General features: G+C 49.2%; 12 protein-coding genes. 11 read left to right on the forward strand and 1 reads right to left on the reverse strand.

From position 1 onward, the window contains the following. The first annotated feature begins 180 nt into the window (after positions 1-180). The 4 genes from adhE (at position 181) to KNQ08_RS02915 (ending at position 7,545) form a co-directional block, all read left to right on the forward strand. Complete coding sequence (adhE, locus tag KNQ08_RS02900) at positions 181-2,775, forward strand: bifunctional acetaldehyde-CoA/alcohol dehydrogenase (RefSeq protein ID WP_214724691.1); 2,595 nt, start codon at positions 181-183, stop codon at positions 2,773-2,775. A gap of 191 nt (positions 2,776-2,966) precedes the next feature. Then, positions 2,967-4,367, forward strand: coding sequence for a hypothetical protein (locus KNQ08_RS02905; protein ID WP_214769450.1), 1,401 nt, complete (start codon positions 2,967-2,969; stop codon positions 4,365-4,367). A 45-nt stretch (positions 4,368-4,412) separates the two neighbouring features. Beyond that, the gene (locus KNQ08_RS02910; protein ID WP_214804581.1) at positions 4,413-4,667 is read left to right on the forward strand and encodes a hypothetical protein; all 255 of its coding nucleotides are present in this window, start codon (positions 4,413-4,415) and stop codon (positions 4,665-4,667) included. A 163-nt stretch (positions 4,668-4,830) separates the two neighbouring features. Beyond that, positions 4,831-7,545 (forward strand): bifunctional 2',3'-cyclic-nucleotide 2'-phosphodiesterase/3'-nucleotidase, encoded by a 2,715-nt coding sequence (locus KNQ08_RS02915; protein WP_214804583.1) that lies wholly within the window; start codon positions 4,831-4,833, stop codon positions 7,543-7,545. Positions 7,546-7,583: 38 nt separating this feature from the next. On the opposite strand, the gene KNQ08_RS02920 is transcribed toward KNQ08_RS02915, so the two are convergent. Then, positions 7,584-8,465, reverse strand: coding sequence for a LysR family transcriptional regulator (locus KNQ08_RS02920; protein WP_214804585.1), 882 nt, complete (start codon positions 8,463-8,465; stop codon positions 7,584-7,586). A 101-nt stretch (positions 8,466-8,566) separates the two neighbouring features. On the opposite strand from KNQ08_RS02920, the gene KNQ08_RS02925 reads away from it, so the two are divergent. The 7 genes from KNQ08_RS02925 to KNQ08_RS02955 all read left to right on the forward strand — a co-directional run bounded on the left by KNQ08_RS02925 (position 8,567) and on the right by KNQ08_RS02955 (position 15,522). Next, positions 8,567-9,586: a ketopantoate reductase family protein gene (locus KNQ08_RS02925; RefSeq protein WP_214804587.1), complete on the forward strand. Its 1,020-nt coding sequence runs from the start codon at positions 8,567-8,569 to the stop codon at positions 9,584-9,586. Between the two features lie 13 nt (positions 9,587-9,599). Then, the gene (locus KNQ08_RS02930) at positions 9,600-10,337 is read left to right on the forward strand and encodes an acetoacetate decarboxylase (protein WP_133208109.1); all 738 of its coding nucleotides are present in this window, start codon (positions 9,600-9,602) and stop codon (positions 10,335-10,337) included. 90 nt (positions 10,338-10,427) lie between these two features. Beyond that, positions 10,428-10,946 (forward strand): GrpB family protein, encoded by a 519-nt coding sequence (locus KNQ08_RS02935; protein ID WP_214804589.1) that lies wholly within the window; start codon positions 10,428-10,430, stop codon positions 10,944-10,946. Further along, the gene (locus KNQ08_RS02940; RefSeq protein WP_214804592.1) at positions 10,939-11,385 is read left to right on the forward strand and encodes a DinB family protein; all 447 of its coding nucleotides are present in this window, start codon (positions 10,939-10,941) and stop codon (positions 11,383-11,385) included. The genes KNQ08_RS02935 and KNQ08_RS02940 overlap by 8 nt, the downstream gene beginning before the upstream one ends. A 19-nt stretch (positions 11,386-11,404) precedes the next feature. Continuing rightward, positions 11,405-12,289 (forward strand): alpha/beta fold hydrolase, encoded by an 885-nt coding sequence (locus KNQ08_RS02945; RefSeq protein ID WP_214804594.1) that lies wholly within the window; start codon positions 11,405-11,407, stop codon positions 12,287-12,289. A gap of 476 nt (positions 12,290-12,765) precedes the next feature. Further along, the gene (locus KNQ08_RS02950; protein ID WP_064300410.1) at positions 12,766-13,887 is read left to right on the forward strand and encodes a GTP-binding protein; all 1,122 of its coding nucleotides are present in this window, start codon (positions 12,766-12,768) and stop codon (positions 13,885-13,887) included. Positions 13,888-13,998: 111 nt separating this feature from the next. Beyond that, positions 13,999-15,522 carry a cardiolipin synthase gene (locus KNQ08_RS02955; RefSeq protein ID WP_214804596.1) on the forward strand — a complete coding sequence of 508 codons (1,524 nt, stop codon included), beginning with the start codon at positions 13,999-14,001 and terminating at the stop codon, positions 15,520-15,522. Positions 15,523-15,599: the final 77 nt, after the last annotated feature.

Raw genomic sequence — 15,599 nt, forward strand, 5'->3', positions numbered from 1 at the left:
TTGTAAACGCTATCAAAGGTGTGATGGAATTCACAGGATGGTCATGCACAAAACAGGAAAAAGGGGTTATGATTGATTTGTGAAGGAAAGCACAAACTATTGAAAAACAGCTTGGCATTCCTGACATAATGGTTAGCAAATCAAACTCAGATTCGTTCCACGACAGGGAGGAAACCACTCATGGCTGTGAAAGAAAAAACAAAATCGACGGCAACGCCGGTCGAACAAGCAGTTGGACAAATCGTTGAAAAAGGGCAACGCGCATTACAAGAATTACTGACATTCGATCAAGAAAAAATCGACACGATCGTCCGGGATATGGCACTTGCCGGACTTGAACGGCACGTCGAACTCGCTCGTCTCGCGTCAGAAGAGACGGGACGCGGTGTCTTTGAAGATAAGATGATTAAAAACATGTTTGCGACAGAATACATCTACAACAGTCTACGTCATGAAAAAACGGTCGGGATTTTAGAAGAAGATGTCCAAAACGGCATCACATATATCGCTGAACCCGTCGGTGTCGTCTGTGGTGTCACACCGGTCACGAACCCGACATCAACGACGATGTTCAAAGCATTGATTGCGATCAAGACGCGCAACCCGATCGTCTTCGCGTTCCACCCATCGGCACAACGTTGTTCCGTTGAAGCAGCGAAAACACTCCGCGACGCAGCCATCAAAGCAGGAGCACCGAAAGACTGTATTCAATGGGTCGAAGAACCATCACTTGAAGCAACGAAAGTCTTGATGAACCATGAAAAAATCGCCATGGTCCTTGCGACAGGTGGAGCAGGAATGGTCAAATCGGCGTATTCAACAGGTAAACCGGCACTTGGTGTTGGACCAGGGAACGTTCCGTGTTACATCGAACAGTCTGCGAAAGTCAAACGGGCAGTCAGCGATCTTGTTCTTTCAAAAACGTTTGATAACGGGATGATTTGTGCGTCTGAGCAAGCCGTCATCGTCGACCAAGAGATTTATGCGACGGTTCGTGCGGAAATGGAAGCACTCGGTTGTTACTTCTGTACACCGGAAGAAAAACAACGCCTCGAATCACTCGTCATCAAAACCGATACGTGTGCCGTCAACGCGGACATCGTCGGGAAACCTGCGACATGGATCGCAGAAAAAGCCGGAATCGATGTTCCGGAAACAACGGTCATGCTCGTCGCGGAACTCGAGCACGTCGGAGCAGCAGAACCACTGTCTCATGAAAAACTCAGTCCCGTCCTCGGTGCGTACCGCGTCGCTTCAACCGAAGAAGCGTTTACGATTGCCGAACAGATGCTTGAAATCGGTGGTCTCGGTCATACAGCCGTCATTCATACGACGAACGATGACTTGATGACAGCGTTCGGACTCCGCATGAAAGCCTGCCGGATCCTCGTCAACAGCCCATCTGCTCATGGCGGAATCGGTGATCTGTACAACGAGTTGACACCATCACTGACACTCGGTTGTGGATCATACGGGAAAAACTCTGTTTCTGAAAACGTGACAGCGAAGCACTTACTCAACGTCAAAAAGGTGGCGAGACGACGCGTGAACATGCAATGGTTCAAGGTCCCTGAAAAAATCTACTTCGAAAAGAACTCCGTTCAGTACTTGCGGTCGATGACTGACGTCTCACGTGTCATGATCGTGACGGATCCAACGATGGTACAGTTCGGGTATGCCGATAAAGTAATTCAAAACTTACCACAGTCCGTCAGTTACCGGATCTTCGACCAAGTCGAACCAGATCCATCGGTGACGACTGTTCAGACAGGTGCTCAAGCGATGCGTGATTTCAAGCCTGACTTGATTATCGCCCTCGGTGGTGGTTCAGCGATGGATGCTGCAAAAGGAATGTGGCTCTTCTATGAACAACCGAACGAAACGTTCTCAAACTTACGTCAAAAATTCCTCGATATCCGCAAACGGGCGTATCAATTCCCGACACTCGGTCGTCAAGCGAAGTTCGTCGCGATTCCGACGACTTCTGGTACGGGTTCAGAAGTAACACCGTTTACCGTCATCACGGATAAAGAGAAAAACGTCAAATACCCGATTGCTGACTATGCATTGACACCAGACGTCGCAATCGTTGATCCAGAATTCGTCATGACCGTCCCAGCTTCAATCACTGCTGATACCGGAATGGATGTCTTGACGCATGCGACAGAAGCATACGTCTCGGTGCTTGCGAACGACTACACGGATGGACTGGCACTCAAAGCAATCAAGATGATCTTCGACTACTTGCCACGAGCATATGCTAACGGATCAGACGCTGAAGCACGCGAAAAAGTGCACAATGCGTCAACGATGGCAGGGATGGCATTCGCGAACGCCTTCCTCGGCATCAACCACTCGATCGCGCACAAAATCGGTGGCGAGTTCCATACGCCACACGGACGGACGAACGCGATCCTGATGCCACACGTCATTCGCTATAACGCATCACGTCCAACGAAACTAGCAGCATTCCCGAAATACGAATCATTCGTTGCGGATGAACGGTATGCCGACATCGCACGCTACCTCGGTCTTCCGGCAGCAACGACGGAGCAAGGGGTCGAATCCCTCATCCAAGCCGTTGCTGATCTTGGACAACGTCTCAACATCAAGATGTCATTCAAGGCGCAAGGCATTCAAAAAGCAGACTTCGAGGCAAAACTCGATAAGATGGCAGTCGATGCCTTCGAGGATCAATGTACGACGGCGAATCCGAAGATGCCGCTTGTCGCTGAGTTACGGACGATCATGGAACAAGCATACGAAGGCATCTAATAGAGAAAAAAATACCATGGCACCTGATCGTTCAACCGGCTTCTCACTGTGAGAAGTCGGTTTTTATTTTGGAAATCAGTGGAGACAGTCAGAGAAAAGGTGGGATATAATGGCTGTTGAATGAAATTGATGTTTTTGGTTTCGCTGTAGCAGGAATATTCAAACATCAGACATTAAAAGGAGGAAATGGGATGGAGTCAAGGCAAGAAAGGAAACAACGACGGTTTTCCGTCTGGGATGTCCTGTTTGGCGTCCTCATCGGTCTCATCTTTTTCGGTGTCATCTATGGTGTGATGGCATTTTTGACTTCACAAATCACCTCATCCTCAGACTATCAGGATCTTGTGACGCAGATGCAACAGGCGGACGTCTCCTGGAAAGATGCAGACATCACGGTGTCATTGATACTTCTGTTCGTCGGTGGGCTATCGATCACGATGCCGAGCGCGGTCCGGGAAGGGATCATCAATCAGGTGCTCGATGCGAGTTCTGCCGGCGACGTCTTATCGTTGTTTGGGATTGACTTAAAGCAAGTTCTTGCACCACTTACGTTTGATGTCTCTTACGGCACGTTACTCTATTCCGTTTTTGGCATCGGTTTGATTGTCCTGTTATTTTTAGTATTACGGATTAAGGCAAGTCGTCTTGGGTGGACGATTCGATTGGTTAGTTTCTTCTTAACCGTCGGGATCATCTGGTTCGTCCTTGCCGGACGCGGAAACGACGTGCCATTCCTCTCGTTACAAGACGGCTATGCGATGAGTGGCATCTTACCGCTTCTCGTCGTCAGTTTGCTTGGTTGGATGGCGTTCTTCCCGCAAAAGTTATCCGGTCTGACAGCTGCTGGACGTGCCAGCTTACTGATTTTGATGCTCGCAAGTACGCTTCAACTCGTCTTTACGGTACAGGACGAAGCGGAATATGACGGCGATTCTTCACTACGGACGGCACTCACCGTCGCGAGTCTGAACGCCGGAAGTGGCGGGATGTACGACTGGATCCACGGCGGTCAAGTCGTGTATCAAGCAGACGTCCTTGGAGCGAATGCGGAAATCCCCGTCTCGATGTTGAACGGGGAGACCTCAACGGATCAGCTCAATGACTCGATCCAAAAAGTCGTCGATGGGATCGACACGGACCGGGTGACAGAACAATTGTTGACGTTACTCGGTGGAGAACGTCCTGATTTGTCAGCAACACAATTGAAGCTCAATCCTGTTGATTACGGCGTCGCGCGGCAGACGATTCAAGTGATTGATGCGGAATCGGCAGGAGCGACGCCACCGAATGTCTCCAGTGAGAGTGCGTATTGGGTGTTGTTGCTTGTAACGTTTGCGATCTACTTCGTCTGTAGTATCCGAAGCTTCAAATCGATCATCGATCCGTTCGTCTTTGCGATCGCGATCGGTGTCATCAGCTTCATCGTCAGTCAAGCTTCGTACGTTCAGTTCGCAATGAAATGGCGCAGTGACGTCTTATTCGAGTTCGCTCAACAGACGGCAGGCTGGACAGTACTATACGCCGCAGGGCTTGCGTTACTTGGTGGAATTCTTGGTTATGTCGTAAGACGCAAGCCAGACAAAGCGGTTTAAGGGACGTGGAGTGATGAAGCTCCTCCACTAGGAGATGTACCCTGAATGGGGACGACGAACGTTGCTGTCATTGCCGCTTTCCACATGCGGGAGGTAATCCGCGGTATCGTTTCGTCTATCGAGTTTCACCTGACCCTGACGAAAGCGAAAAACATGCTTTCTTTGCCTGTAGGAGTCGAGAAGGAACAGTTACGTTCTACATCAAGCATAAACGATACGTTTTCAGGTTTATGTCCTGAAATGTATCGTTTTTTTGCGTGGTTCATCTCATTTGCATCATCTCCTTTTTTTACCATGTAAACTTGGTTTGTAAAGGTAAAATCAACAATGTTAAGCCAGTATTTGGAATTAGTTAAGTAGGTTAAATAAGACGGATGTCCGACCTATTTGAAAGGACTATTAGCTATAATCGAACCATGCTAAATTAATGAAGCAGTCAAAACATCCTGGGGGGAAAATCCATATGAAAAAAGCAACGAAACTCGTCATCGCGTCGACATTGATCGCACCGATGCTCGTACCAGTCGTTCAAGTCAAGACACTTGCTGCCGACAACAGTGTCGTCAAGTTACGCTTCCTAGAAACAACGGATTTACATACGAACTCAATGAACTACGATTACTTCAAGGATGCGCAGGACGAAACGATTGGTCTCGTCAAAGCGGCTACGGTCATTAAACAGCAACAAACTGAAGTGGGCGCAACGAACAGTTTCTTATTCGATAACGGGGATACACTTCAAGGAACGCCATTCGGTGATTACGTCAAGAATCAGTATGACAAAGGAAACAAAGGCAAACATCCGATGTACGAATTGATGGAATACCTCGGTTATGATGCAGTCACGCTCGGAAACCATGAATTCAACTTCGGTCTTGATTTCCTCAAGTCAGCGATGAGTGCTTCGAGCGGTTCAATCAAGTTCGTCAACTCGAACGTATTGGATGCAGTCACGAAAAAGCCGATCGTCGCGGACTACAACAAAGATGGAAAAGACTATCAAATCATCGAACGTCAAGTCAAGGACCAGAACGGTGACATGAAAACAGTCAAGGTGGGTGTGTTCGGAGTCGTCACGCCACAAATCATGGCATGGGATGCGGGGAACCTGACGGGGAAAGTCACGGCTGAAGATATCATCCCGACTGCTAAAGCAACAGCGAAAAAATTAAAAGATGCTGGCGCAGACGTCGTCGTTGCACTCGCACACACAGGTATCGGGGATACGACGGATCAAAAAGATGGCGATGAGAACGTCGGCTACGCGTTGACGAAAGTCGCAGACATTGATGTCTTGATGACAGGTCATCAGCACGGGAAGTTCCCAGCAGCCGATTCAGCGTTTAACAAACTGCCGAACGTTGATGCAACGAACGGTCTGATCAATGGCAAGCCGGTCGTCATGGCAAACACACAAGGGAAAAACGTCGGTGTCATCGATCTTGAGTTGAAGCAAGTCGACGGGAAATGGGTCGTTGATACGTCTGGCGCTAAACTAGCGGACGTGACGAAAGACACGACAGCAGATGCCGGTGCTGTCAAATTGATCGAAAAAGCACATGAAGGAACGCTCGCTTACATTCGTCAAGAAGTCGGGACGATCAATGATGATATCCAGAGCTTCTTCGCTCTCGCGCAAGACGATGATTCAGTTCAGTTCGTAACGAACGCTCAGAAATGGTATGTCGAGAAACAACTTAAAGAAAATGCCGATCTTGCGAAATATAAAGATCTCCCGTTGTTGTCTGCTGGTGCACCATTCAAGACAGGTGGTCGTAACCAGGTCAACGCATCCGATTACACGTTGATCAAAAAAGGACCAATCGCACTCAAGAACGTCGCCGATCTCTATGTTTACCCGAATACACTCGAAGTCGTCAAAGTAACAGGGGCTGACGTCAAAGACTGGCTCGAGATGTCAGCTGGTCAGTTCAACCAAGTCGGCGGTGAGCAAACGAACTTGTTGAACAAAGAATTCCGTAGCTATAACTTTGATATCCTCGATGGATTGACGTATGAAATCGACATCACGAAACCAGCGAAGTTCGACTTTAACGGTGTCGTTGTCAATAAAGACGCAAATCGCGTCCAAAATATCAAGTATCAAGGTAAAGCGATCGCAGACGATCAAGAATTCCTTGTCGCGACGAACAACTACCGCGCAGGCAGTGCGACGTTCCCAGGTCTTGGTGGCGGAAAGAATATCGTCTACAAATCAGCCTACGAAACACGTAATGTCATTTCGGACTTCATCAAAGCGAAACAACCGGTTGATTATAAAGCCGATGACAACTGGTCACTCGTCGCAAGCAAACCGACGACGGTCAGCTTTGATTCAGCGGTTGCAGCTGCACCGTACGTCAAGCGGTATGAAGGAATCACGAACACAGGTGAAACACGTCCAGGTGAGACAGGAACCTTCCTTAAATTCAACATGAACGTGCCGATGAAAGACTTCACGGTCTCGGCAAAAGCAGTTAAACCGGGTGCAAAAGTCGTTACTGGTCTAGCCGTTCCGGGTGCGAAAGTCACAGTCAAACTTGGCGATAAAGTGCTTGGAACAGCAACAGCAAACGAAGCGGGTCAATACGAAGTCGGAACACGCCCGCTCAAATTGCGTGACAAGTTGACGATCGTCTCTGAACTCAGCTTCATGAAGACAGAAACGAACGTCACAGTCGGCACAGGTGTCGTTGCGACACCAGCAATCGATAAAAAGTCAGCAGTCTACGGTTCAACGGTCCTCCGCGGCAAAGCAACGGAAGGTCTTGACGTGACGCTCTATAAAGGATCAACGAAGATCGCGAAAGCGAAAACGACGGCAAGCGGCTTCAAGATTGCGGTCAAGAACGGTCTAACGACAGGTACGTACACGGTCAAGTCGACAGACATCTCGAATAAGATCACGAAAAAGGCGTCGTTCGCGATCAAGAACACGTATCCGGTCAAAAAATGGTCAGGCAAAAAGACGTTGACAGGTAAAGTCGAAAAACGACAAATCGTCCGACTCTACCAAAAAACAGAAGCTGGTTATCAATTGATCGCTCAAGACGTGGCGGATCAGCACGGGAACTATGTCTTGAAGATGCGTAAGGCATTGACGAACGGCTCGTACAAACTCAACATCTATACAGCGAAAGATCATCTCGATCAGTCACGCTACTTCATCACGAAGTAATATGTCACACGGATGTCTGCATATGCAGGCATCCGTTTCTATTTGGCTAGATATGTGCGTTGTGAGAGCAGAAATCGTTTAATGCGTTCGTAGATGGTTGCTTGCTCGACCGTCAATTGATCCGTCGCGTGCGACATATAGAGTCGTGACGTAATGGTAAACGCATCGTCTGTGATGAAGGGAAGTCCCATCTCGCGGCAGACGGAGACGGGAACGAAGCTGAAATACCGTTGCTGGCGTAAGGCGAGTTGCAGTGAGACGTCATCAATATAGTGCGAGGTATCGGCATAGATGTTTAGTTCCGCCATCTTCAATTGGATGAAGCGGTTGTAGTCCTTATTGTGGGAGGGAAACAAAAAGGCAGTCTCCGTTGCATCCGTATAGAGCGTCGTAATCGCTTCTTTCTCTGAATAAGAAGCAGGATAGGTGATGACGATATCCTCTTCCACGATCGGTTCGCTCGTAATGAGCGGATGCTTGAGTTCCATGAAGCTAATCGAGAAATGGAATTCTTGATGGAGCAAGCCGCTTAAAATGTCGCGATTTGAGAGGATGTCCGAATTGAACAAGGGTGCCGTCTGCGGCAGGAGAAATTCTCGTAGAATCAATTGGATGAAGCGACCATGCGAACTGGCAAGACTAAGTGGCGTTTCGGTAGAGGCATCATTTCGCGCCATGCGTTCCTGGACCCGTGTCAGCTCGTGTTCAATTTTTTCGACTGACTGCAGTAGAAGTCGTCCATTATCGGTCAAGCTGATCATTCTGCCTTTTCGATGAAACAACGTCGTGTTCAATTCACGCTCCAGTTTTTTGATCGTCGCACTGAGGGCGGGCTGACTGATGAATAATCGTTCGGCAGCACGCGTCACGTTCAATTCCTCCGCGACGTGACGAAAATAATTCAAATGTAAGAGTTCCATGATATCCTCCTGACATAATCTACAGGTTATTAAAATATATAAATATATATATTTCTGTTTATGATAAAACCAGTATATCGTAAATACTAGAGGTGATAGAAATGAAAATCGGAATTTACGGAGCAGGATCACTAGGAACCATCATGGGAGCTTATTTAAGTCAACAGTATGAGGATGTCGATTTGATTGATACGAATCGCGCACATATCGAAGCGCTAAACACAACAGGCGCGCATGTCATTGGACCAGATTTGACGCAAGCCGTCCATGCGATGCATCCGGATGACATCACGGAGATGTACGATATCGTATTGTTGCTAACGAAGCAGGTCTACAATGAACCGGTCCTGGCGAAAGTCCGGACGATCTTGAAGGAAGACGGTATTCTCGTCTCCTTGCAAAACGGTGTACCGGAAGAATTCATTCAACAACAGATTCCACGCGAACGTATCATCGCGGGATCCGTCGAGTTCGGAGCGACATACGTCGGACCAGGCGAGTCACGTCTGACATCGGATTACGAGCACTTCAAGACGTATGCGATGCAAATCGGTGAACTGGACGGTAAGAAGACGGACCGGATCATTCACTTGAAGGAAATCCTTGATCACATCGGTGGGACGGAAATCTCTGATAATCTACCGGGAACGAAATGGTCAAAACTCGTCATCAATAGTACGTTCAGTGGGTTATCCGCTGCGTGTAACGGTACGTACGGCGACGTTCTTGATCATCCGGTCTTGTTACGGGCAGCAATCCATACGATGCAGGAAGTCGTTGAAGTCGGTCACGCCCACGGCATCACATTCGCGCCGATGAGTACGTTTGAGCCGGCAGCCTACGCAACACTAGACGATATCGATGAAAAACTGATCACCGTGCCACAATTGATGCACGGGTCGCGTGACTTAGAAGCGAGCATGTTGCAGGACTTACAAAAAGGGCAACCGACCGAAATTCGTTTCATTAATGGGATCGTCACGATGTACGGCAACACGTACAATATCAAAACGTCGTTCAACTCACTCATTCAAGAAATCGTCGAAGAAGCGCAAGCAGCGAAGACGGTTCCAGATTTTGAAACAAGTGTCGCACGCTTTGCCGCATTGTTAAACGCATAAAGGAGGGATTCAGATGAGACAGGAAGATGTAAAAAATATCGTCGCGACACCGATCAATGCACCGGTCTTTCCGGCGGTCGATATCTTCTTTCGGAATCGGGAATACTTGAACATCATCTATGAGACGGACATCGAAGCGTTACAAGCAGTCGTTCCGGAACCGCTCGAGGTGCTGAGTAATCAGATCAAGTTTGAGATCATCAACATGCCGGATAGCACAGGTCTTGGGAGTTATCTCGAGTGCGGGCAAGTCATTCCGGTTCGGTATCAAGGAGAGGTCGGTGAGTTTTACCTCTCGATGTATGTCAACAATCAGCCGGCGATCGCCTCTGGTCGTGAAGTGGCTGCGTTTCCGAAGAAGTATGGTTCACCCCGGCTTTATCTCGACAATGATGTACTCGTTGGAACGCTTGACTACCATTCACTCCGTGTCGCCCAAGCGACGATGGGATACAAGTATGTTCCGATGGCGGTCGAAGAAGCACAATCGATCATCGGTGCGCCGCAGTTCATGCTCAAACAGCATCGCGGTTATCAAGGCGAGTTGATCATCTCCGAGCTGACGCGGAGTCAAATCACGGATCTTGAGATTAAAGAAGCATACCGTGGACCGGCGCGACTTCAGTTATTCGAACATGTCATGGCACCACTCGCTGACTTCCCTGTTCGGAAGATCGTCGATGCCCAGCATATCATCGCTGATCTTCGACTTGGTGGACCTGCGAAACTGTATGATTATTTAACGGATTAACGACTCTCTAACATTAACGACCTCCAAAATGGATGGTCGTTTTGTTTTACCCCAAAAACTGGCATACTGAATTGAGAGGGGGAAACGACCATGCGACAAGTCATTGTGTTACCGTATCAATCAGAATGGGCGAGTGAATACTCACGAGAAGCGGACCACTTACGGGAGGTGTTCGGAGCACGCCTTAAGCAGATTCATCATATGGGGAGTACATCAGTTCCGGGACTCGCAGCAAAGCCGATCATCGACATCCTACCCGTCGTCGATACACTCGAGGGAATCGAGCAGTTCGACGCACAGATGGAAGCACTCGGTTACGAAGCGAAGGGTGAGTTCGGGATGCCGGGACGCCGCTATTATCGAAAAGGCGGCGACGAACGGACGCATCACATCCATCTCCATGCGGCGGGAAATCCAGAAATCAAGCGTCATCTCGTCTTTCGGGACTATTTGCGTGCGCATCCAGAAGAAGCCACTGCTTACGGAGCATTAAAGGAACAATTAGCGGCGACATATCCGCTTAATATCGAAGCCTATATCGCCGGCAAGGATGCGTTCGTCAAGGAACTCGAACACCGCGCAATCGCTTGGGGGAATGCGCATGACTGACTGGGAACATGCCCTCATTCGCCATGTCGGTGTTGGTGTAAAGACGGCGAAAGCGTTGTTTGAGAAGATCGAGGTGCAGGACTGGGACGCGCGGCCAATCCCCGGGAAACGGACCGTCGGTGAAGTCGCCGTCCATCTCGCTGTGTTACTCGAAGCCGATTTGATGCTGGCAGAAGGGGCGACGGCTGAAGCGATGCAGGCGTTTTATACGGAACCGGTCCCGCGCGATCAGTTAAATGAACGAATCAATCGTGCGTTTTCTATCTATCAGAAGAAAGTCACGACCGGATTTACGACCCGTCCGACGTACTGGGGCGTTACCGACTCGATGAACGGCTGGGCAATCGAAGCAGCCGTGCATCTCTATCATCATCGATCCCAGTTATTTGATTACTTGAACATCCTTGGGTACGAGCTAGAGATTTCGTTATTTGAATGAATGGAAGTAGGGGTAGTGTATGGAATATATCGTTGAAACATCAGCCGGTCGCTTTGATACCCGGCTGACAGGAAGTGGGGACGTCACATTCGTCCTCGACCACGGGATGATGTCGAACCGACACCAGTGGGGCTGGCTACGGACCGAATTGTTGAAGCGGGGACGGGTCTTTGAATATTCACGTCTCGGGTATGGTCGGTCGAGTCGTGGTAAAAACAAACGACTCTTTACGCATCAAGCAGATGAGTTGGCGGACGTCTTACGGATGCTTCGTGTCGAAGGACCGTATGTCTTCATCGGGCACTCGCTCGGCGCCTATATCTCGCTCGCAAGTGGACGATTGTTTGCAGACGAGACACGCGGCATCGTCTTGCTCGATCCGTCGCATCCGGATGTCGACGCAGCATTACCGAACTGGTACGAACGAACACAAGAGGAGTGGAATCGATTCCTCTATTTCCTTAGTCACGTCCGACCGATCGCCTGGATGATTCCTGACCATCTGGGCAAAAAGATGTTCAGTGTCTTACCGGAAGCTGATCAATTACCGATGTGGCGGCATTTTGCAGCACCCGGGCATTGGCGGGGGACGCTCGATGAATGGCAATCGGTCGAAGAGAACAATCAGATGATTCTTTCGTTGCTTGAAGACGTGACACAGCCGGTCCTCGTCCTGTCCGCTTCGAACTGGGCAGGGGGCATGCCGGAAAGTTGGTTGAACCCGGCATTGACCGAACAAATCAATGCGGCTCACGCTGCGTTCGCCGACAGTTTACCGAACGGGATGTATCATGTGATTACGGATACGAATCATTACACGATTGCCGGGTTTTCGCACGAGGCGGCGGAGCGGATCACGGATTTGATCGGGGAAACATGGGATTTACCGATTCAAAGTCAGTAGTAAGGTTACGCTTTTTCGTTTCGCTCGAATCGTTTTCCTGGGACAAGCATCGCGCCGCTTCACTTTGTTGCAGGGTCGCTCCTGCTTGTATTTCCCTAAGAAGAGATTCCGAGCGAAAAAAAGTTTCTTTTCTTGTGCTTCGGAATATCTGACGGAGCTGACTCTAAAGCCAGTATCTACAAAGAATGACGCGTCACACGCCACTCCTACAGGAAAAAGCGCATTATGCGCTGTCAGAGACAAACAAGACCCGCTTTCCTGCTTGAAGGAAGCAGGAAAACTGGCTTGTGTCTCACCTGAGGAAAGGGCGTGAGAAGATGCGTCATTTTTTTGGAGTCAGCCTGGTCTACTCCTTGAGTCGATGCTTATCGGCTTTTTTAGGGAACAAAATAAATCGAAATCATTACGATTGACGTCAGGTAAAAAGTCGGTTACTCTATAAAGCGTAACGATTACGTTTTAGGAGATGAATGATGATGCAACCGATATCGATCACCGTTTTATCTGGATATCTTGGATCCGGTAAAACGACACTATTGAACCATTTACTACATAATCGCGAAGGGCGCCGCCTCGCAATCATCGTCAACGACATGAGTGAGGTCAACATTGACGCGGCATTGATTGAGCAAGGCGGATTCTCGCGAACGGAAGAGTCGTTCGTCACGCTTTCGAACGGCTGCATTTGCTGCACGTTACGCGATGATCTTTTGCTTGAAGTCAAACGCCTCGTCGACCAAGGAGATATTGACGGTATCGTCATCGAATCGAGTGGTATCTCGGAACCGATTCCGGTCGCCCAGACTTTCACGTACGAAGATCCGGACAGTGCAATCGATTTATCACAAGTCACGAAAATCAACGCGATGGTCACGGTCATCGATGGATATCGTTTTCTGAAGGACTTCGAGTCCGGTGAATCGTTGATTGAACGGAAACAGGCAGTCGATGAAACAGACGTGCGCGAAGTCGTCGATCTACTCGTCGATCAAGTCGAGTTCGCGGACATCATCGTCTTGAACAAAGTCGATCGCCTGACACCGGAAGAGCGCCATACCGTCATCGGTTATCTAAAGGCATTAAATCCAGTTGCCCGTTTGATCGAGACGACGTATGGTCAAGTCGATCCGGCAGACATCTTAGATGTTGATCTATTTGATTTTGAACAAGCGGCATCTAGTGCTGGTTGGATCCGTGAGTTGAATGCGGAAGAACATATTCCGGAAACGGAAGAGTATGGGATCAGCTCGTTCGTCTACAAGCGCGACGTGCCGTTCCACCCGGAGCGTTTGCTTGCCTTGATCGAAGACTGGCCGCAAGAAGTCGTCCGGGCGAAGGGATTCTTGTTCCTTGCGACACGTCCCGAGATGGCATTGCTGTTCCATCAGGCAGGATATGCGTCGAACATGGAATACGCTGGTCGTTTTGCATCAGATGAGGATCGACGGACCGAACTCGTCTTGATCGGCATCGGACTAGAACAAGAGAAGCTCGAAGCGCTATTCGATGCGTGTCTCGTCCAAGCAGACGAAACGGACTGGGCGTCATTGAATGATCCAATTCCTGGTCGCGAGATGTACGAAGAAACATTTTTATAAGAGGTCAATCTTTCGAGAAACCGTATCTGCGGTTTCTCTTTTTTGTTATATTTTCATAGTGAATGGGGAAAGAATACTAGTGAAGGTATGTTAATTGAAGGAGGAAAATCTGTGCGCAACCGGATTTTACAATTCGCACTCGTATTTTTAGTCGCCGGTGGCATCATTTGGGGACTATATCAACTCGGCTATTTATTTTATGTCTTAACGATTTCAGCGACGGTCGTGCCGCTCGCCGTCATCATGATCATTTTCATCGAAAACCGGACAGCAGAATCAACGATCGCTTGGTTCCTCGTTCTGATTTTCTTACCGATTCTCGGAGTCATCATCTGGTTGATGTTCGGTCGGAATCCACGGCGTCGCCGTCGGAATCGTCGTTCGCATGACGAACGGAAATTGCTCAAGCAAGCGATTCGTCCAGTTCGGTCGCTTGCTGTCAGTGAGTTGCCACCGAATCACTTGAAGCTTGCGAACACGATTCGTAACTTCGGTGGCGGCGGGGTGGACGTTCATACAGCAAGTGACATCCTGACGAACGGTGAAGAGACATTCCCATCGATTCTTGACGCGATTCGTCAAGCGCAGCATCATGTCCACATCCAGTACTACATTTATCGGAACGATGAGACAGGCAAGGCAATCCGTGAAGCGTTGATGGAACGACTCGAAGCCGGAGTAACGGTGCGGTTCATGTATGACGGACTTGGAAGCTATATGCTCGGTGAGAACTTCCTGCGCCCGCTACGCGATGCTGGAGCGCATATCGCAGCCTATGATCCAATCTCGAGTCCCTTGTTCATCTTCACGGCGAACTTCCGCAATCACCGGAAAATCGTCGTCGTTGATGGAAAAGTTGGCTTCACCGGCGGATTGAACGTCGGGGATGAGTACGACGGCAAGAGTAAGAAGTTCGGGTTTTGGCGTGATACGCATTTGCGGCTCGAAGGACGTGCCGTCAAAGAATTACAAGCGACGTTCCTCGACGACTGGATCTATGCCCAAATCGAATCGGATGACACATGGGAGACGTTTGCGGGGGATGAGTCAATCCACCAGTACTTCCCGAAACATGATGTGGCGTCAGACGGGGCGATTCAAATCGTCACGAGCGGACCGACCTCAAAGGACCCGGCGATTCGCAATGCGTTGATTGCCGCGATCATCGCAGCGCAACGTTCGATCTGGATTGCGACACCGTACTTGATTCCGGACAATGAGACGATGACGCTACTCCGACTCGCGGCACGTGCCGGACTCGACGTTCGCATCCTGACACCGGGTAAAGGCGATAGTTTTACGTCTTATTACGGGACCCGGTCTTACTTCGGACCACTCTTGAAGGACGGCGTCAAGATTTATACGTATAACCGTCACTTCATCCATGCGAAACTGTTTCTCGTCGACGGGAAGATCGGTGCCGTCGGAACGGCGAATATGGATATTCGCAGTTTTGTCCTCAACTATGAACTGATGGCGTTCTTGTACGACACAGAAAGTACGGAACAGCTCGAGCGTGACTTCATCGCTGATTTCGATGTGTCGATTCAGTTATCATCGAACGATTACGTCAAACGTCCGCTTCGCTTCCGCATTTTTGAGTCGCTCTCGCGCTTGATTTCACCACTATTATGACGCAACGTCCCGCATCGATTTTCAGGTGCGGGACGTTTTTTTGATTCATTCTTCCTTGAAGTGGGAACATGAACTCT

It is taken from the genome of Exiguobacterium sp. s46 (genome assembly GCF_018618875.1).
In the GTDB taxonomy this organism is placed as follows: Bacteria; Bacillota; Bacilli; order Exiguobacteriales; family Exiguobacteriaceae; genus Exiguobacterium_A; species Exiguobacterium_A abrahamii.